The organism is Pseudomonas sp. (genome assembly GCF_049645325.1).
In the GTDB taxonomy this organism is placed as follows: domain Bacteria; phylum Pseudomonadota; class Gammaproteobacteria; order Pseudomonadales; family Pseudomonadaceae; genus Aquipseudomonas.
Genome location: NZ_JBARTQ010000432.1, coordinates 1 through 16,531, shown reverse-complemented (window position 1 = coordinate 16,531; position 16,531 = coordinate 1). Strand labels below are relative to the sequence as shown.

Here is a 16,531-nt window from a genome sequence, read left to right as displayed (position 1 = left end):
AGTGAGCGGGCTTGCCCCGCGCTGGGTGGCGAAGCCGCCCCATACAAAACGCCGCGGTGTTTCAGAACAACCGCGGCGTCAGGTTTCAGGGCGGCTTCGCCACCCAGCGCGGGGCAAGCCCGCTCACTACAAAGGCCTGCTGTTAGTTCACCGACAGAATCGGGCTGCCCAGCTTCTCCAGCAACGTCGCCTGCGCACTGCGCGGGTTCTGGTTGCCGGTCGGCGTGTTGCGCACGTAACGGCCATCCGACTGCAGGCTCCAGCTGTGGGTGTTATCGGTGAGATAACTCTCCAGCTCCTTCTTGACCCGCATGATCAGCTTCTTGCCTTCCACCGGGAAGCAGGTTTCCACACGCTTATCGAGGTTACGCTCCATCCAGTCGGCACTCGAAAGGAACATCTGCTCCTCGCCGCCATTGAGGAAGTAGAACACCCGCGTGTGTTCCAGGAAGCGGCCGATGATCGAGCGCACGTGGATATTGTGCGAAACGCCGACAATGCCCGGGCGCAGGCAGCACATGCCACGCACTACCAGGTCAATGCGCACGCCGGACTGGCTGGCCTTGTACAACGCGCGGATGATCTTCGGGTCGGTCAGCGAGTTGAACTTGGCGATGATGTGCGCCGGTTTGCCGTCGAGGGCGAACTGGGTTTCGCGGGCAATCATGTCGAGCATGCCCTTCTTGAGCGTGAACGGCGCGTGCAGCAGTTTCTTCATGCGCAAGGTCTTGCCCATGCCGATCAACTGGCTGAACAACTTGCCGACGTCTTCACACAAGGCGTCGTCGGAGGTCAGCAGGCTGTAGTCGGTGTAGAGCTTGGCGTTGCCGGCGTGGTAGTTGCCGGTGCCCAAGTGGGCGTAACGCACGATCTCGCCGGCTTCGCGGCGCAAAATCAGCATCATCTTGGCGTGGGTCTTGAAGCCGACCACGCCGTAGATCACCACCGCACCGGCTGCTTGCAGGCGGCTCGCCAGTTGCAGGTTGGACTCTTCGTCGAACCGCGCACGCAGCTCGATCACCGCGGTGACTTCCTTGCCGTTACGCGCGGCGTCGACCAGCGCATCGACAATTTCCGAGTTGGCGCCGGAACGGTACAGGGTCTGGCGTACGGCCAATACATGCGGGTCTTTCGCAGCCTGGCGCAGCAGGTCCACCACCGGCGTGAACGACTCGAACGGGTGCAGCAGCAAAATATCCTGCTTGCTCACCACGCTGAAAATGTTCTCGCTGTTTTGCAGCAATTTCGGGATCTGCGGTGTGAACGGCGTGTACTGCAGCTCCGGGTGGCTGTCCAGGCCGGTAATGCTGAACAGACGCGTCAGGTTCACCGGGCCGTTGACTTGGTACAGCTCGGTCTCGCCGAGGTTGAACTGCTTGAGCAGGTAGTCCGACAAGTGTTTCGGGCAGGTATCGGCCACTTCCAGACGTACCGCATCGCCATAGCGGCGCGAGAACAGCTCGCCGCGCAGGGCACGCGCCAAGTCTTCGACGTCTTCGGAGTCCAGCGCCAGGTCGGCGTTTCGGGTCAGGCGGAACTGGTAGCAACCCTTGACCTTCATGCCCTGGAACAGGTCATCGGCGTGCGCATGGATCATCGACGAGAGGAATACATAGTTATCGCCAGCGCCCCCTACCTCTTCCGGTACCTTGATGATGCGTGGCAGCAGACGCGGCGCCGGAATAATCGCCAGGCCCGAATCGCGACCGAAGGCGTCGATGCCTTCCAGCTCGACGATGAAGTTGAGGCTCTTGTTCACCAGCAACGGGAACGGGTGCGTCGGGTCGAGGCCGATCGGGGTGATGATCGGCGCGATTTCGTCACGGAAATAGCGACGCACCCACGTCTTGATCTTGGTGGTCCAGTGGCGACGACGGATGAAGCGGACCTGATGTTTTTCCAGTTCCGGCAGCAGGATGTCGTTGAGGATCGCGTATTGGCGGTCGACATGGCCGTGCACCAGCTCGCTGATGCGCGCCAGGGCCTGGTGCGGCTGCAGGCCATCGGCGCCAGCTTGTTCGCGGGCAAAGGTGATTTGTTTCTTGAGGCCGGCGACGCGGATTTCGAAAAACTCGTCCAGGTTGCTGGAGAAAATCAGCAGGAATTTCAGCCGTTCCAGCAACGGGTAGGACTCATCCAGTGCCTGCTCCAGCACGCGGATGTTGAATTGCAGTTGTGACAGCTCGCGGTGGATGTACAGGCTGCTGTCATCCAGGTTGGTCACCGCGACCACTGGCGCCGCCGGCGCGGGCGCTTCGGCCACCACGGCAGGCGGGGCTGGCTCCAGTTCCGGCGGGGTCTCGGTGACTTGTTCCACCACCGGGTGAGCGTCTTTTACGGCAACTTCGGAGAGTCCTTCGGTATTCATCGAGTGTTCCTGTGAGGGCTATTGTTGCTCTCTAAGCAATTGGGCAGCGCGGGCGGCGAAGTAAGTCAGAATGCCATCGGCGCCGGCACGTTTAAAGGCAGTCAGGGATTCGAGGATCACCCCTTCACTCAACCAACCATTCTGGATCGCGGCCATGTGCATGGCGTATTCACCGCTGACCTGATAGACAAAGGTCGGCACCTTGAATTCCTCTTTGACCCGATAAAGGATGTCCAAATAGGGCATCCCGGGTTTGACCATCACCATGTCGGCGCCTTCGGCGAGGTCGGCCGCCACTTCGTGCAGGGCTTCATGGCTGTTGGCCGGGTCCATCTGGTACGACGCCTTGTTGGCCTTGCCCAGGTTCAACGCCGAGCCCACCGCATCGCGGAACGGGCCGTAATAGGCGCTGGCGTACTTGGCCGAGTAGGCCATGATCCGCACATTGACGTGACCGGCCAATTCCAGGGCTTCACGAATCGCCTGGATGCGGCCGTCCATCATGTCCGACGGCGCAACCACCTGAGCACCGGCCGCCGCGTGGGACAAGGCTTGCTTGACCAGCGCATCGACGGTGATGTCGTTCTGAACGTAGCCGTCTTCGTCGAGAATGCCATCCTGGCCGTGGGTGGTGAACGGGTCCAGCGCTACGTCGGTGATCACCCCCAGCTCGGGGAACCGCTCGCGCAGGGCGCGGGTGGCACGCTGGGCGATCCCCTCAGGGTTCCAGGCTTCAGCAGCATCAAGGGACTTGAGTTCGGACGGTGTGACCGGAAACAGCGCCAGCGCCGGAATCCCCAGCTCAACCCACTTCGCCGCTTCGATAAGCAGCAGATCAACGGTCAAGCGCTCCACACCCGGCATCGACGCCACCGCTTCCCGGCGATTTTCACCGTCCAGCACAAACACCGGCAGGATCAGATCATTCGTCGTCAACACGTTTTCACGGACCAGACGGCGAGAAAAATCATCACGGCGATTGCGACGCAGACGGGTGGCAGGGAACAGGCGATTGGCAGGGGTAAAGCTCACGACAGACTCCTGAGCCCGCGTTGACGGGCGAGCGTTGCAGTTATAAGCGGCCATTATGACGAAGGAATGACAGTTGTGCTTATCGATGCGACCTGTAGTCGCATTCGTCGTTTATGTAGGAAATGTTCACTTCGTGACACATCTCGATACTTTCATGAATGTTCACGAAGGCGTAGGCTGCGCGTTCATTTCGCCAGCACCCTAGACCATGCTTCAACAATTTCTGCATGACTTCGGCTACTTTGCCCTCTTCCTCGGCACGTTCTTCGAAGGCGAGACCATCCTGGTACTCGCAGGCTTCCTGGCGTTCCGTGGATACATGGATATCAACCTGGTGGTGGTCGTTGCCTTTTTTGGCAGCTACGCCGGCGACCAGTTGTGGTACTTCCTGGGGCGCAAGCACGGCCGCAAACTGTTGGCGCGCAAGCCACGCTGGCAACTGATGGGCGACAAGGCCCTGGAGCATATCCGCAAGCATCCGGATATCTGGGTGCTGAGCTTCCGCTTTGTGTATGGCTTGCGCACGGTCATGCCCGTGGCGATCGGCCTGTCCGGCTACCCGCCTGTGCGCTACTTGATCCTCAACGGGATTGGCGCAGCGGTTTGGGCAGCGGCGCTGGGGGCTGCGGCCTACCACTTCGGCGCAGTGCTCGAAGGCATGCTGGGCAGCGTCAAGAAGTACGAGCTGTGGGTACTGGGCGCCTTGCTGCTGCTGGGCCTGGGCCTATGGTTGCGTCGCCGTTTCAAGAACGCACGCATCACCCGTCAGGCCTGTGCCGACGCCAAGGCCCGCCTGGCTGAGCAACAACTGGCCGAGTCGCAGAAAAACGAAACGCCTAAGACGCCAGTCGAGTAAGCCGGTCTCTGCAGCAGTAGAGGCCGATGCCGCTGACCAGGCTGTAACTGGCCAGCCCCAGCCAACCCAGGCTACCGGCTGGCCACAACCCGACCAGCGGCGCCAGCCACACCAACGGCACATTCAGCCCCAGGCGCACCAGCTCAGCCTTCAGCGCCCACGGGCGGTTCTCCAGGGCGACGCCCAACGTGAACAATCCTAATGCCATCGCGCTCCAGCCCAGGACCAGCGCCGCCGTCGGCAGCCCTTCACCGAAATTCATCAAATAACTGCCGAACCCCACATACCCCACGAATTGCAGGGCGACATAGACCTGCTGGCGCGCGTCCAACGGCACTTCGAATTTGCGGAATTGGCTCAAGTCCGGCTTGGCCATCGGGTATTTCTCCATCACGTCCGCCGGGCGCCAGCCGGTGCGCATGAACCAGATGCGCAGCTTGTCCCACTTACTCTCGGTACGCCGCGCATCACTCCACAACTGTGCATAAAACTGCAGGTTGGCCCACAGCGGGTTCCAACTGGCCAGCGGCGTGGTCACGCCAAAAATCACCGGTTCGTTTTCGTCTTCTTCCTGGAACGAACCGAACAGACGGTCCCAAATAATGAACACGCCGCCATAGTTGCGATCCATGTAAAGAGCGTTCTGTGCATGGTGGGCTCGATGATTGGAGGGCGTGACGAAAAACCACTCGAACCAGCCGAGCTTGGGCACGTGGCGGGTATGCACCCAGAATTGATACAGAAGATTGAGCGAGGCCACGCTGATAAACACCACCAGCGGCACACCCAGCACGGCCAGGGGCAGGTAGAAAATCCAGCTCAACAGGAAGCCGGTGCTGGTCTGGCGCAGGGCGGTGCTGAGGTTGTAGTCCTCGCTCTGGTGATGCACCGAGTGCGCGGCCCAGAGGATGTTGCGCTCATGGCCGCAGCGATGCAGCCAGTAGTAGCAGAAGTCGTAGAACACGAAGGCAAACACCCAGGTCCAGATGCTCTGGGCGGGCAGTTCGATCAGCGCCAGGTGTTTGAGGGCAAACGCGTAGGTCAACAACCCCACACCTTTGGTCAGCAGGCCGGTGGTGGTCGACAACACACCTGTGCTGAGGCTGTTGATGGCATCCGCCACCCGATAATTGCGCGCGCCGCGCCATCGGTCGGCCAGCAGCTCAACCACAATCAAGGCAATGAAAAACGGTACCGCGTAAGGCACGAAGTCCATGGGCTAGTCCGGTCTATTTTTGTTACATCAAGATTAGGTGTAGCGGCCCTGGATCCCATTGGCAACAGGTGACAAATTAGTAGACATTTAACGCCACAAAATAGGGAGAAAGCCCATGAGCAAAAAGATTGCAGTGATCCTTTCCGGCTGTGGCGTGTACGACGGTGCAGAGGTCCATGAAAGCGTGATCACCTTGCTGCGCCTGGACCAGCGTGGCGCTCAGGTCCAATGCTTTGCGCCGGATATTGCGCAACTGCAGGTGATCAACCACCTCACCGGCGAAGAGATGCCCGAGTCGCGCAATGTACTGGTGGAGTCGGCGCGCATCGCCCGGGGAGAGGTAAAGGACATACGCGAAGCCAACGCCGACGAGTTCGACGCGCTGATCGTGCCAGGCGGGTTTGGCGCGGCGAAGAACCTGTCGAACTTTGCCGTGGAGGGCGCCGGTTGCAGTGTTAACCCACAGGTGTTGGAGCTGGCCGAAGCCTTTGCCGAAGCGGGCAAACCGGTGGGGCTGATCTGCATCTCGCCGGCGCTGGCCGCGAAAATCTACGGCCCAGGCGTGACCTGCACCATCGGCAACTGCCCCGACACGGCGGCAGCCCTGGACAAGATGGGCGCCACCCACCGTGAATGTACGGTGGAAGACATCGTCGAAGACGAGGCGCGCAAATTGGTGAGCACCCCGGCTTATATGGTTGGCAAGAGCATCAGCGAGGTCGCATCCGGGATCAACAAACTCGTGGACCGGGTGTTGGAGCTGACCCACGAGAACGATTGATTCAACAAGCTGGCTTGCTGTGGTGAATGTGGTGTGGTGGCCTCTGTGGTGAGCGGGCTTGCCCCGCGCTGGGTGGCGAAGCCGCCCCTGTGTCAGGCGGCGCGGTGGCGCAGTTAATGCGGCGGCACAGGGCTTGGGGCCGCTGCGCGACCCAGCGCGGGACAAGCCCGCTCACCACAAAAAATCGCAGACTTCCGGTCAGGCCGGACGCATCAACCTGGTGAGAATTCGGTCCAGAGCGTTGGCAAATGCCTGCTTGTCCTTTTCCCCGTGGGGCGGTGGCCCGCCGCCCATCTGGCCCTGCTCGCGCAGATCGGTGAACAGGTTGCGCACCGCCAGCCGCTCACTCATGTTCGCCGGGCTGAACTCCTTGCCGCGTGGGTCAAGCGCCGTCACGCCTTTCTTCACCAGACGGTCGGCCAGGGGCACATCGCTGCAGATCACCAACTCACCTGGCAGCGCATGCTCTACCAGGTAATCGTCTGCCGCGTCCGGCCCGCTGGGCACCACGATCAGCTTCACACAGGCAAAGCTCGGCTTGATCTGGCTTTGCCCCGCCACCAGCACCACCTCGAACTGGCGCTTGAGGGCGAACTTGACCACTTGGTCCTTGGCCGCCCGAGGGCACGCGTCAGCATCGATCCACACGCGCATGTCAGGCCACCACTCGACGTTTCTCGGCCAGTCGGCTGCGCCCGTACAGCACCACAATTGCCAGGATCGCTACCGCCTGCGCACTCAGCGAGTACGCATCGGCGTGGATGCCCAGCCAGTCAAAGTCAAAGAACGCCACCGGCCGCGTGCCGAAGATGCCGGCTTCCTGCAACGCCTTCACACCATGCCCGGCGAACACCACCGACAGTGCACACAGCAGCGCCGCATTGATACCAAAGAACAATGCCAGCGGCAGCTTCGCCGAACCGCGCAGGATCACCCACGCCAACCCCACCAGCAGCACCAGCGCGGTGGCGCCACCGGCCAGCACCGCGTTGTGCCCGGCCGGGCCCGCTTGCAGCCACAGGGTTTCGTAGAACAGGATCACTTCGAACAACTCGCGGTACACCGAGAAGAACGCCAGCATGGCAAAACCGAACCGCCCACCGCCGCCCACCAGGCTGCTCTTGATGTAGTCCTGCCAGGCCGCCGCGTGACGTCGGTCGTGCATCCACACGCCCAGCCACAGCACCATCACACTGGCAAACAGCGCGGTGCAGCCTTCGAGCAATTCACGCTGGGCGCCGCTGACGTCAATCACATACGCCGCCAACGCCCAGGTGGCCAAGCCCGCCAACAGCGCCAAGCCCCAGCCCACGTTGACACTGCGTACCGCCGATTGCTGGCCGGTATTGCGCAGGAAGGCGAGGATTGCCGCCAGCACCAGGATCGCTTCCAGGCCTTCACGCAACAGGATCAGCAGGCCGGAGATATAGCTCAGCGACCAGCTCAAGCCATCGCTGCCGAGCAAACCGGCAGATTCAGTCAGTTTGCCCTTGGCCACGTCCAGGCGCTGCTGCACCTGCTCGACCGGCAAACCGTCCTGCAACGACTGCCGGTAGGCCATCAGGGCCTTTTCAGTGTCTTTGCGCACATTGGCGTCGACGTTGTCGAGGGAGCTTTCCACCAGCTCAAAGCCCTCCAGGTACGCGGCCACCGACAGGTCATAGGCCTGTTCGTGGTCACCACTGCGGAAGGCGGCGAGGCTCTTGTCCAGCGTCATGGCGGTGTAGTCGAGCAACTGCGCCGGGCCACGCTTGACCTGTGGCGGTTGCGCGCGCTGGGCACGGAACGTCGAGGCGGCCGCCGGGCCGCTGGCGGCCAGGACCTCATTCGGGGTTTGACGGGCCAGGTCGGCGAGGTTGAAGGGTTGCTCGCTTTTGGCAGCAACCGGGTCGGCCGTGAAACCCGCGATGTAGGTCGCGAGGTCCCAGCGCTGGCGGTCGTCCAATTGATCAGCGAAAGACGGCATGTCTGTGCCTTCGACACCCAGGCCGAGGGTGTTGTAGATCGCATAAAGGCTCAGGCGGTCCAGCCGCGTGGCATCGCGCAAGTTGGCGGGCGCCGGCGTCATGCCCATGCCTGCCGGGCCATCCCCGGCACCGGCAGTGCCGTGGCAGACCGAGCAATGCTGGGCGTAAAGCGGCGCACCGCGCGCAGGGTCAGGCGTGATCGCCGGGGCCTGGCTGACCTCATACGCCACCGCCAGCTTGGCGCCCAACTGACGCGCCTGGCGGGCGACTGTCGCGCCATCCTCATGTGCCGTTACAGCCGCTGACAATTCCTCGACACCCTTGACCAACTCCGCGCGTTCCGGCCTTTGCGGCAGTGCTGCCACCAAGCCCTGCAACACCCCGAGAAACTCTACCTGTTCGCGGTATTCGGATTCATCGATAACCTTGCCCGCCTCTACCGTAGGAGGGTAGTCAGCACCAATGTAGTCCAGCAAATGCAGGGCTTGTGGCGCGCCCTCGGCCGTTGCGGCCAGCAGATTGAAGCTGCACGACATCAGCGCCGGCAGCAACAGCCAGGCCAGGAAACGAAAGGGGGCAATCATGAATGAATCTCAAAGGTAAATACGAAGTAACACATTGTTGAACGTTAAGGGGTTTGACTCAAGACGTTAGTGATGTGGCGCAACGAAGGCGAGGCAGGTCAAAGCGCGACAGTGGCATTTTTTGAGGAAAAGGCAGCGGCAAAAAGCCATTGTTTTGCCAGCAACGGCGCCTATAATGCCGCGCCCTGTTAGCGCGAAAGGGAATTTAAATCCTCGTTTTTATGAGGATTAACCACATCAGCTGAATACTTTCAGGGAAGAAGTCTGCATGGCATTTCGCGCATTACCTCCGCTCGCGTTGGCGGCGGTGACCTTGCTCTCCGGTTGCTCAATGTTTCGCAGCTACGACACTGAGCTGCAAGCCACCAACCAGCAATTGGCCACCGGCAATGTCGACGGCGCCCTGACGCTGCTGGAAAAGAACAACACCGGCGAAGACAAGGACCTGCTCTATTTCTTCGAAAAAGGCGAACTGCTGCGGGCCAAGGGCGACCTCACCGGCAGCCAGACCGCCTGGCGCAGCGCCGACCTGCAGGTCTACAAGTGGGAAGAGTCGGTCAAGTTCGACAGCGAAAGATACCTCTCCCAGTTCGGCAGCTTCCTGGTCAACGACAAGGTGCGCCGCTACGAAGGTTATGACTACGAAAAAGTCATGCTGACCACCCAGATGGCCTTGAACCTGCTGGCCCTGAACGACTTCGACGGCGCACGTACCGAGATCAAGAAGACCCACGAGCGCGAAGCGGTGATCGCCGACCTGCGCGACAAGGAATACCTCAAGCGCGAAAACGAAGCCGAGCGCCAGGGCGTGACCACCCAGATCAAAGACCTGCGCGGTTACCCGGTCGAAGCGCTGGATGCACCCGAAGTGGTCGGCCTGAAAAACAGCTACCAGAGTGCGTTCAGCCATTACCTGGCAGGCTTCGTCTACGAAGCCCTGGGCGAAAAAGACTTGGCTGCACCCGGCTACCGCAAAGCCGCCGAGTTGCGCCCCAACACGCCACTGTTGGAGCAAGCGCTGTTGAACCTGGATGCATCCAAGGTCGGCGCGGATGAGACCGACGTGTTGATCGTCGTTCAAAGCGGCCTGGCACCCGCGCGTGATTCGATTCGCCTGCCGCTGCCGATTCCCATCGACGGCCACCTGGTGATCACTCCGCTGTCGTTCCCGGTGATCAAGGCTGATACCTCCACCGCGTCCTTCGCCCAGATCGGCGTTGATGGGCAGCAACAGAACCTCACCGTGCTCAACAGCACCACCGCCATGTCCCGCCGCGCCCTGCGTGACGACATGCCAGGAATCATCCTGCGCACCACCGTGCGTGCGGTCAGCCGTGGCATCACGCAAAACAACCTGAACAAGACCAACCCCATGGCAGGCCTGGTGCTGGGCATCGCCTCGGCCGTGACCGAAGGCGCCGACACTCGCACCTGGCGCACGCTGCCGGACATGACCCAAGTGACTCGCCTGCGCCTCAAGCATGGCGAGCACCAGGTCAGCCTGCCCAACGCCTTGGGCGGCACGCTGGTGACGGTCAAGGCCGACCAGCGCTACCAAGTGATCACCCTGCGCGTGGTCGGCAACCAAGTGTTCACCGGCGGCCTCGCTGCCCATGTAGTGCCGAGCGCTGCAGGCCAGGCCATCGCCCTCAAACAACCTTAAGGAGCACGCTATGCGTCATTTCATCTTCGGCGCCCTGGCGCTGGTCCTGCTTGCAGGCTGCGCTACCCCGTCGCCGCCGGAGCCCGGCAGCGCCGCCAGCAAAATCGTGGTGATGGGCACATTCAAGGGCATCGCCGTCGGTGCCATTCGGGTCGCCCGCGAAAACGGCTTCCTCACCGCCAAGGTGCAGTTGAGCAACATCACCAGCAGCAACCAGATGATGTATTACCGCTTCGCCTGGCTGGGCGCCGACGGTTTCCCGGTGGGCGATGAAGACACCTGGAAAGTGCTGAACCTGTACGCCAACCAGGCGACCTTCCTGCCGGCCATCGCCAACCTGCCCCAGGCAGCCGACTTCCGCCTTGAAGTGAAAACCCCTTAATTCAGCTGCAGAGAGACATTCCCATGTTTGCACGCTTCTCGATCCTCGCCGTCGTCGCCCTTCTGGCCACTGGCTGCTCCAACACCTCGCCCGTACTCGGCGGCAAGAACATCAGCTACGGCGACTCTAAGGCCGTGGAACTGGTGACCAACGAGTTCGGCTCCACCGACCTGCAGATGATCGCCGAGAGCATGACCCGCTCCCTGGCGCAGTCCGGCATCCTGCAAGGCCGCCCGGTGGTGCAGGTGTATGACGTGAAGAACAAAACCAGCGAGTACATCGACACCCGTGAGATCACCACGTCGATCAAGACCCAGTTGATGAAGACCGGCACCGCGCGCTTTGCCAGCGACAACACCGACATGCAAAGCCAGGTCGACCAGCTCAAGCTGCAGAACCAGAGCGGCCTGTACAAGAAGTCCACCGTGAGCAAGACCGGCAACATGGTCGCGGCCAAGTACCGCCTGGAAGGCTCCATCAGTTCCATCGTCAAGCGCAGCTCGGACTACAAGGACGTGTTCTACAAGTTCAGCCTGCAGTTGATCGACGTCGAAAGCGGTCTGGCCGAGTGGATGGACGAAAAAGAAATCCGCAAGACCACGGAGCGCTAAGCAATGCGTGCATGGATCGGCATGATCAGCCTGCTGTGCGCCGTTGGCGCCTCGGCAGCCCCGAAGATCGCGGTGACCGACCTGGCTTACGAGACGCAGGTCGAGGAGTACATCCACACGGTATCGGCCAGCAATAATTTCCAGGCCAGCGCCTACAACGCCAGCGGCGCGTCGAGCTACAGCGAGTACGAGAGCCGTACCCAGTACATCGAGCAGGCTGAGCTGCGTAAATTCAGCGGTGACATCAAGGGTGCGATCCTCAAGTCCCACCAGTTCCAACTGGTGCAGGGCACGCCTTACACCGCCGACGCCAAGGGCGACGTCTATGACGTGATCAAGCGCATCAAGGCCGGTGACTTCAAGGGGGCGGATTACGTGCTGTTCGGCACGCTGTCGGACATCGACTTCACCCAGGACATCAACGCCCTGGACCACACCAACAGCTACTCGGCCGTACTGGGCCTGACACTGGTGGCGGATTTCAGCCTGATCAACACCCGTACGTTCGAGATCACCTCGGCATTTACCGCCATGGGTGAAGGCCAGGACACCAAGTTGGTGAACAACCGCGACGTGCGCGTGAGCCTGAACCGGCCGCGGGTGGTGAAAGAGGTGTCGAAAGCGTTGGGTGAAGACGTTGCCAGGCAATTGGCCGAGCAGTTGGGTGGCGGCTATCAAGACCCGGGTAAACCCGCGCTGCGCAATAACCTGCCAAGGGATGAAGCGCCGAAGATTCTGCGCTGAGCCACACGTTCACACGCCACACACAACCAATGTAGAAGCTGGCTTGCCTGCGATGCAGGCACCGCGGTGTATCAGTTACACCGAGGTGATGCTATCGCAGGCAAGCCAGCTCCCACGGTTTTGAACCGGTTTCGTCAGCTTCAAGTCGTTGCGCGATGCAAGCTGGCAAGAAACCCCGCCGCGCCCACGAACAACCCGGCAAACGTGCGGTTCATGCGTTTTTGCTGCTTGGGCGTGCGCAACAGGCGCAATACTTTCGACGCCAAGCCCGTGTATCCCGCCATGACGATCATGTCGACGCTGATCATCGTCGCGCCCAGGATCAGGTACTGAGTCAGCAGCGGCGCCTGCGGGTTCACGAACTGCGGCAGTACCGCCAGCATGAACACCAGGGCCTTGGGGTTGCTGGCGTTGACCAGGAAACCACGGAACATCATCGCCATGGGCTTGCCGATCGGGCGCACGGCCGCGTCATCGGTCATGTCCATGGGCAAGGCACGCCATTGCTTGATGGCCAGGTACACCAGGTACGCCACGCCAAACCATTTGATCGCATAAAACGCGGTGGAGGATGCCGCCAGAATGGCACCCAAGCCGCCCGCGACCACGGCAATCTGCATCGCCAGCCCCAGTTGCAGGCCAATGGCGTTCCAGTAGCCGCGCAGGAAACCGTATTGCAGGCCGCTGGACATCGAAGCGATGGCGCCAGCGCCAGGCGAAAGGGAGATAATCCAACTGGCCACGAAAAAGGCCAGCCATGTGTCGAGTGCCATTACACACCTCAGGGAAGAGTTAGCGGTTGTGCCTAAAGCTAACTCCAGCGACCAAAGGCTGGCTATAAATTTTTACACGATGTGAATGCTAGCGGTCGCCCGGGAACACGTGGTTGCCTGGCCAGCGGCGCACAGAGCGCTGGAAAAACAAGCTGTTAGGCACCTGCACCATTGCGCTGTCGGTGCCGGCTTCGGCGACTTCCACCAGCGTGGTGTAGAGCAGGTTGATCGCGACCACCCGCCCTTTCACGCCCGGTTTGTCGACAGTGTCCACCAGCTCGACGATGTCACCCAGGCGAAACGGCCCGACCGTGAAGATCAGAATCGCGCACAGCAGGTTCGACAACACCGACCACATGGCAAAGAACGCCACGGCGGCAACGGCGACAAACCCCGACAACGCCGTCCACAACACCGTGGCAGACACGCCCAGGCGGCCGAGAACGAAGATCAGCGCACTGCCCATGATCAGCCAGCGCAAGCCGCCGCGCAGCGGCATCAACAGTTGTGGCGGGAACGGGTAGCGCTCGCCCAGGCGCGTGAGGCCTTTGGCGACGAATCGCTGGGCGAAGTAGCCGGCCAGCAGGATCAGCAGGATTTGCACGCCGATCCACACAGGCTCGACCCATTGCGCCGGCAGCGGCAACTGCAGCGCGTCCATCAGGACAGCGCCTCCAGCTCCGCTTGCAGGCTTTCGAGCAGTTCGAGGGCTTCCATCCAGGTTTCCTCCAGTTGCCCTTCGCGCACCTTGAGCTTGGCCTGTTCGGCCAGCAGGTCACGTAATTCATCCTTGCGCGCGGCTTCATACACGGCGCTGTCGCCCAGGCTGGTTTCGATCTTGGCCAGGCGCTCGTGCACCTTGCCCAGCTCGGCTTCGAGCTTGTCGGCTTCGCGCTTGTGGGGCGCCAACTGCTGGCGCAGTGCGGCGGCGGCCTGGCGCTGGGCCTTCTTGTCAGTCTTGTCCGGGTTGACCGGCGTGTTGCTGACCGGCGCGTTGCGCAGGCGGTAATCCGTCAGCCAGCGCGCGTAGTCGTCGAGGTCGCCGTCAAACTCTTCGACCTTGCCGTCAGCCACCAGCAGGAAGTTGTCAGTGGTGCTCTTGAGCAAGTGGCGATCGTGAGACACCACCAATACCGCACCGCTGAATTCCTGCAGGGCCATGGTCAGCGCCAGGCGCATTTCCAGGTCCAGGTGGTTGGTCGGTTCGTCGAGCAGCAACAGGTTCGGGCGGTCCCAGGCGATCAACGCCAGGGCCAGGCGCGCTTTTTCGCCACCGGAGAAATTCAGCACCGGCTCATCAATGCGCGCACCCCGGAAATCGAAACCACCGAGGAAGTCGCGCAGGGTTTGCTCACGCTCGGTCGGTGCCAGGCGCTGCAAGTGCAACAAAGGGCTGGCCTTGGCGTCGAGCGAGTCCAGCTGATGCTGGGCGAAGTAGCCCACTACCAGGTTCTCGCCACGGGTCAGGCGGCCGGCCAACGGTTGCAGCTCGCCAGACAGGTTCTTGATCAGCGTCGACTTGCCCGCGCCGTTAGGGCCGAGCAAACCGATGCGCGCGCCCGGCGTTAGCTGCAGCTTGACCTTCTCCAGGATGGTTTTGTCGCCATAACCCAGGCGTGCATCCGAGAGGTCCAGCAACGGGCTGGAGATTTTCACCGACTCGCGGAACACGAAGTCGAACGGTGAATCGACGTGGGCCGCCGACAGTTCTTCCATGCGCTCCAGGGCCTTGATCCGGCTCTGGGCCTGGCGGGCCTTGGTGGCCTGGGCCTTGAAGCGCGCAATGTAGCTTTCCATGTGCGCACGCTGCACTTGCTGCTTCTCGTAGGCCTGTTGCTGCTGGGCCATACGCTCGGCACGGGCGCGTTCGAACGCGGTGTAGCCGCCACGGTACAGGGTGATTTTCTTCTGTTCGACGTGGGCAATGTTGTCGACCACGGCGTCGAGGAAATCCCGGTCGTGGGAAATCAGCAGCAAGGTGCCTTGGTAGTTCTTGAGGAAATCCTCCAGCCACAGGATCGCATCGAGGTCCAAGTGGTTGGTCGGTTCATCGAGCAGCAGCAGGTCCGACGGGCACATCAGTGCCTGCGCCAGGTTCAGGCGCATGCGCCAGCCACCGGAGAAGTCGGCGACCGGGCGGTCCATCTGCTCATTGGTAAACCCAAGGCCGGCGAGCATCTTGCGGGCGCGGGCATCGGCGGTGTAGCCGTCGGCGCTGTCGAGTTCCGAGTGCAGGCGGGCCTGGGCGGCGCCATCCTGGGCTTTCTCGGCCTCGGCGAGGTCGTGTTGCACCTGGCGCAGACGCAAGTCGCCATCAAGCACGTAGTCGATGGCGATGCGGTCCAGGGTATCGATCTCCTGGCGCATATGGGCGATACGCCAGTCGGCCGGCAGCAAGCAGTCCCCGGAATCCGGGGTCAACTCACCCAGCAACAGGGCGAACAGCGTGGATTTGCCGGCGCCATTGGCACCGATCAGGCCGGCTTTGTGACCGGCGTGCAGGGTCAGCTCGGCATCTTCAAGAAGACGTTGCGGGCCACGCTGTAATGTTAGGCTTTGAAGTCGGATCATAATGGCGGCGGAGTCTACCAGCTTCGTTGGCCGCTGGCTTGGGTGTGAATATGTGCGCTGACCTGTGGAGCTTTGCCCTCTCGACTTACGCCCACCCGGGCGTCGAAGCCGCTTGCCTGCGCTTGCAGAAGCAAGGGGCGGATGTGTGCCTGTTGCTCTGTGGGGCGTGGCTGGAGCAGCGCGGTGTGGCGCTGACCGCCGAACGTGTCGAGGCGCTTGAACAAATCGCTGCGCCTTGGCAGTCGCAAGTGGTCGAGCCATTACGACAGGTGCGCATGCAATGGCGCGCCATGGCGCAGCAAGATCAGGATTTGGCGGGGTTACGCGAGCGGGTCAAAGCCCTGGAGCTGGATGCCGAGCGGCAATTATTGGCGCGTCTGGAGACGCTGGCGCAGCCATGGCCGACTCAGAGCGGTCAACACAGATGGCTTGAAGGCTTGGCGACCGAAGCCGCCAACCGTGACCACGACGCGCTGGACTTACTGCGCGCCGCAGCCACCAGCACTTAGGAAGCGCTGGTTGGGGTGGTGCTCGGCGTTACCGATGCAGGCGTGCTGCTGGCCGATGCGGTTGGAGCGGTGGACGCTGCCGGGGTAGTGGCAGGTGCAGCAGCACTTACTGGCTTGGCCGGGGCAGGCTTGACAGCTGGTTTTGCGGCAGCTGGTTTTACAGCGGGTTTTGCAGCAGCGGCTTTAGCAGCTGGCTTAGCGGCTGGTTTCGCAGCAGCAGGTTTGGCAGCTGGCTTGGCGGCTGGTTTTGCAGCAGCGGTTTTGGCAGCTGGCTTGGCGGCTGGTTTCGCAGCAGCAGTTTTAGCAGCTGGTTTGGCGGCTGGTTTCGCAGCAGCGGTTTTGGCAGCTGGCTTGGCGGCTGGTTTCGCAGCAGCGGTTTTGGCAGCTGGCTTGGCGGCTGGTTTCGCAGCAGCGGTTTTGGCAGCTGGCTTGGCGGCTGGTTTCGCAGCAGCGGTTTTAGCAGCTGGCTTGGCG

16 protein-coding genes are annotated in these 16,531 nt (G+C 61.7%); 7 read left to right on the top strand and 9 right to left on the bottom strand.

What is annotated here, in order from left to right:
* Positions 1–142: 142 nt before the first annotated feature.
* Positions 143–2,368 (bottom strand): polyphosphate kinase 1, encoded by a 2,226-nt coding sequence (gene ppk1, locus WBB95_RS18835; protein WP_424488955.1) that lies wholly within the window; start codon positions 2,366–2,368, stop codon positions 143–145.
* Positions 2,369–2,386: 18 nt separating this feature from the next.
* On the bottom strand, positions 2,387–3,400 hold the full coding sequence (gene hemB, locus WBB95_RS18830; RefSeq protein WP_424488954.1) for a porphobilinogen synthase: 1,014 nt from the start codon (positions 3,398–3,400) through the stop codon (positions 2,387–2,389).
* Between the two features lie 208 nt (positions 3,401–3,608).
* On the opposite strand from hemB, the gene WBB95_RS18825 reads away from it, so the two are divergent.
* Complete coding sequence (locus WBB95_RS18825; RefSeq protein ID WP_424488953.1) at positions 3,609–4,256, top strand: DedA family protein; 648 nt, start codon at positions 3,609–3,611, stop codon at positions 4,254–4,256.
* On the opposite strand, the gene WBB95_RS18820 is transcribed toward WBB95_RS18825, so the two are convergent.
* Positions 4,237–5,472 (bottom strand): sterol desaturase family protein, encoded by a 1,236-nt coding sequence (locus WBB95_RS18820; protein ID WP_424488952.1) that lies wholly within the window; start codon positions 5,470–5,472, stop codon positions 4,237–4,239. The genes WBB95_RS18825 and WBB95_RS18820 overlap by 20 nt on opposite strands.
* Before the next feature lie 115 nt (positions 5,473–5,587).
* Here WBB95_RS18820 and elbB point away from each other — a divergent pair, with 115 nt between their 5' ends.
* Complete coding sequence (gene elbB, locus WBB95_RS18815) at positions 5,588–6,253, top strand: isoprenoid biosynthesis glyoxalase ElbB (protein ID WP_424488951.1); 666 nt, start codon at positions 5,588–5,590, stop codon at positions 6,251–6,253.
* A 198-nt stretch (positions 6,254–6,451) separates the two neighbouring features.
* Here elbB and WBB95_RS18810 read toward each other — a convergent pair whose 3' ends face one another.
* On the bottom strand, positions 6,452–6,907 hold the full coding sequence (locus tag WBB95_RS18810; protein ID WP_424488950.1) for a YaiI/YqxD family protein: 456 nt from the start codon (positions 6,905–6,907) through the stop codon (positions 6,452–6,454).
* 1 nt (position 6,908) lies between these two features.
* Positions 6,909–8,804, bottom strand: a complete 1,896-nt coding sequence (locus WBB95_RS18805) for an FTR1 family protein (protein ID WP_424488949.1) — start codon at positions 8,802–8,804, stop codon at positions 6,909–6,911.
* Between the two features lie 268 nt (positions 8,805–9,072).
* Here WBB95_RS18805 and WBB95_RS18800 point away from each other — a divergent pair, with 268 nt between their 5' ends.
* The 4 genes from WBB95_RS18800 to WBB95_RS18785 are packed head-to-tail and all read left to right on the top strand — an operon-like array spanning position 9,073 to position 12,204.
* Entirely contained in the window at positions 9,073–10,467 is a 1,395-nt protein-coding gene (locus tag WBB95_RS18800) for a COG3014 family protein (RefSeq protein WP_424488948.1), read from the top strand.
* Positions 10,468–10,477: 10 nt separating this feature from the next.
* A complete protein-coding gene (locus tag WBB95_RS18795; RefSeq protein WP_424488947.1) occupies positions 10,478–10,849 on the top strand; it encodes a DUF1425 domain-containing protein in 372 nt (123 codons plus the stop codon).
* A gap of 23 nt (positions 10,850–10,872) precedes the next feature.
* Positions 10,873–11,460 (top strand): penicillin-binding protein activator LpoB, encoded by a 588-nt coding sequence (lpoB, locus tag WBB95_RS18790; RefSeq protein WP_424488946.1) that lies wholly within the window; start codon positions 10,873–10,875, stop codon positions 11,458–11,460.
* A 3-nt stretch (positions 11,461–11,463) separates the two neighbouring features.
* Complete coding sequence (locus tag WBB95_RS18785; protein ID WP_424488945.1) at positions 11,464–12,204, top strand: penicillin-binding protein activator LpoB; 741 nt, start codon at positions 11,464–11,466, stop codon at positions 12,202–12,204.
* A 140-nt stretch (positions 12,205–12,344) separates the two neighbouring features.
* Here the strand turns inward: WBB95_RS18785 and WBB95_RS18780 are convergent, their stop codons facing one another.
* The 3 genes from WBB95_RS18780 to WBB95_RS18770 form a co-directional block, all read right to left on the bottom strand.
* Complete coding sequence (locus WBB95_RS18780) at positions 12,345–12,977, bottom strand: LysE family transporter (RefSeq protein WP_424488944.1); 633 nt, start codon at positions 12,975–12,977, stop codon at positions 12,345–12,347.
* An 88-nt stretch (positions 12,978–13,065) separates the two neighbouring features.
* Complete coding sequence (locus WBB95_RS18775) at positions 13,066–13,638, bottom strand: mechanosensitive ion channel domain-containing protein (protein ID WP_424488943.1); 573 nt, start codon at positions 13,636–13,638, stop codon at positions 13,066–13,068.
* Positions 13,638–15,548 (bottom strand): ATP-binding cassette domain-containing protein, encoded by a 1,911-nt coding sequence (locus tag WBB95_RS18770; protein ID WP_424488942.1) that lies wholly within the window; start codon positions 15,546–15,548, stop codon positions 13,638–13,640. The genes WBB95_RS18775 and WBB95_RS18770 overlap by 1 nt, the downstream gene beginning before the upstream one ends.
* A gap of 50 nt (positions 15,549–15,598) precedes the next feature.
* Between WBB95_RS18770 and WBB95_RS18765 the strand changes: the two genes are divergently transcribed.
* Positions 15,599–16,057, top strand: coding sequence for a TIGR02444 family protein (locus WBB95_RS18765; RefSeq protein WP_424488941.1), 459 nt, complete (start codon positions 15,599–15,601; stop codon positions 16,055–16,057).
* On the opposite strand, the gene WBB95_RS18760 is transcribed toward WBB95_RS18765, so the two are convergent.
* Positions 16,054–16,531: hypothetical protein (locus WBB95_RS18760; protein ID WP_424488940.1), on the bottom strand; the 478-nt coding region annotated here is incomplete at its 5' end. The genes WBB95_RS18765 and WBB95_RS18760 overlap by 4 nt on opposite strands.

Bases quoted from the DNA above. Each gene is read 5' to 3' on its own strand.
- ppk1 (WP_424488955.1), bottom strand. From the start codon at position 2,368: ATGAATACCGAAGGACTCTCCGAAGTTGCCGTAAAAGACGCTCACCCG.
- WBB95_RS18825 (WP_424488953.1), top strand. From the start codon at position 3,609: ATGCTTCAACAATTTCTGCATGACTTCGGCTACTTTGCCCTCTTCCTC.
- WBB95_RS18820 (WP_424488952.1), bottom strand. From the start codon at position 5,472: ATGGACTTCGTGCCTTACGCGGTACCGTTTTTCATTGCCTTGATTGTG.
- elbB (WP_424488951.1), top strand. From the start codon at position 5,588: ATGAGCAAAAAGATTGCAGTGATCCTTTCCGGCTGTGGCGTGTACGAC.
- WBB95_RS18810 (WP_424488950.1), bottom strand. From the start codon at position 6,907: ATGCGCGTGTGGATCGATGCTGACGCGTGCCCTCGGGCGGCCAAGGAC.
- WBB95_RS18805 (WP_424488949.1), bottom strand. From the start codon at position 8,804: ATGATTGCCCCCTTTCGTTTCCTGGCCTGGCTGTTGCTGCCGGCGCTG.
- WBB95_RS18800 (WP_424488948.1), top strand. From the start codon at position 9,073: ATGGCATTTCGCGCATTACCTCCGCTCGCGTTGGCGGCGGTGACCTTG.
- WBB95_RS18795 (WP_424488947.1), top strand. From the start codon at position 10,478: ATGCGTCATTTCATCTTCGGCGCCCTGGCGCTGGTCCTGCTTGCAGGC.
- lpoB (WP_424488946.1), top strand. From the start codon at position 10,873: ATGTTTGCACGCTTCTCGATCCTCGCCGTCGTCGCCCTTCTGGCCACT.
- WBB95_RS18785 (WP_424488945.1), top strand. From the start codon at position 11,464: ATGCGTGCATGGATCGGCATGATCAGCCTGCTGTGCGCCGTTGGCGCC.
- WBB95_RS18780 (WP_424488944.1), bottom strand. From the start codon at position 12,977: ATGGCACTCGACACATGGCTGGCCTTTTTCGTGGCCAGTTGGATTATC.
- WBB95_RS18775 (WP_424488943.1), bottom strand. From the start codon at position 13,638: ATGGACGCGCTGCAGTTGCCGCTGCCGGCGCAATGGGTCGAGCCTGTG.
- WBB95_RS18770 (WP_424488942.1), bottom strand. From the start codon at position 15,548: ATGATCCGACTTCAAAGCCTAACATTACAGCGTGGCCCGCAACGTCTT.
- WBB95_RS18765 (WP_424488941.1), top strand. From the start codon at position 15,599: ATGTGCGCTGACCTGTGGAGCTTTGCCCTCTCGACTTACGCCCACCCG.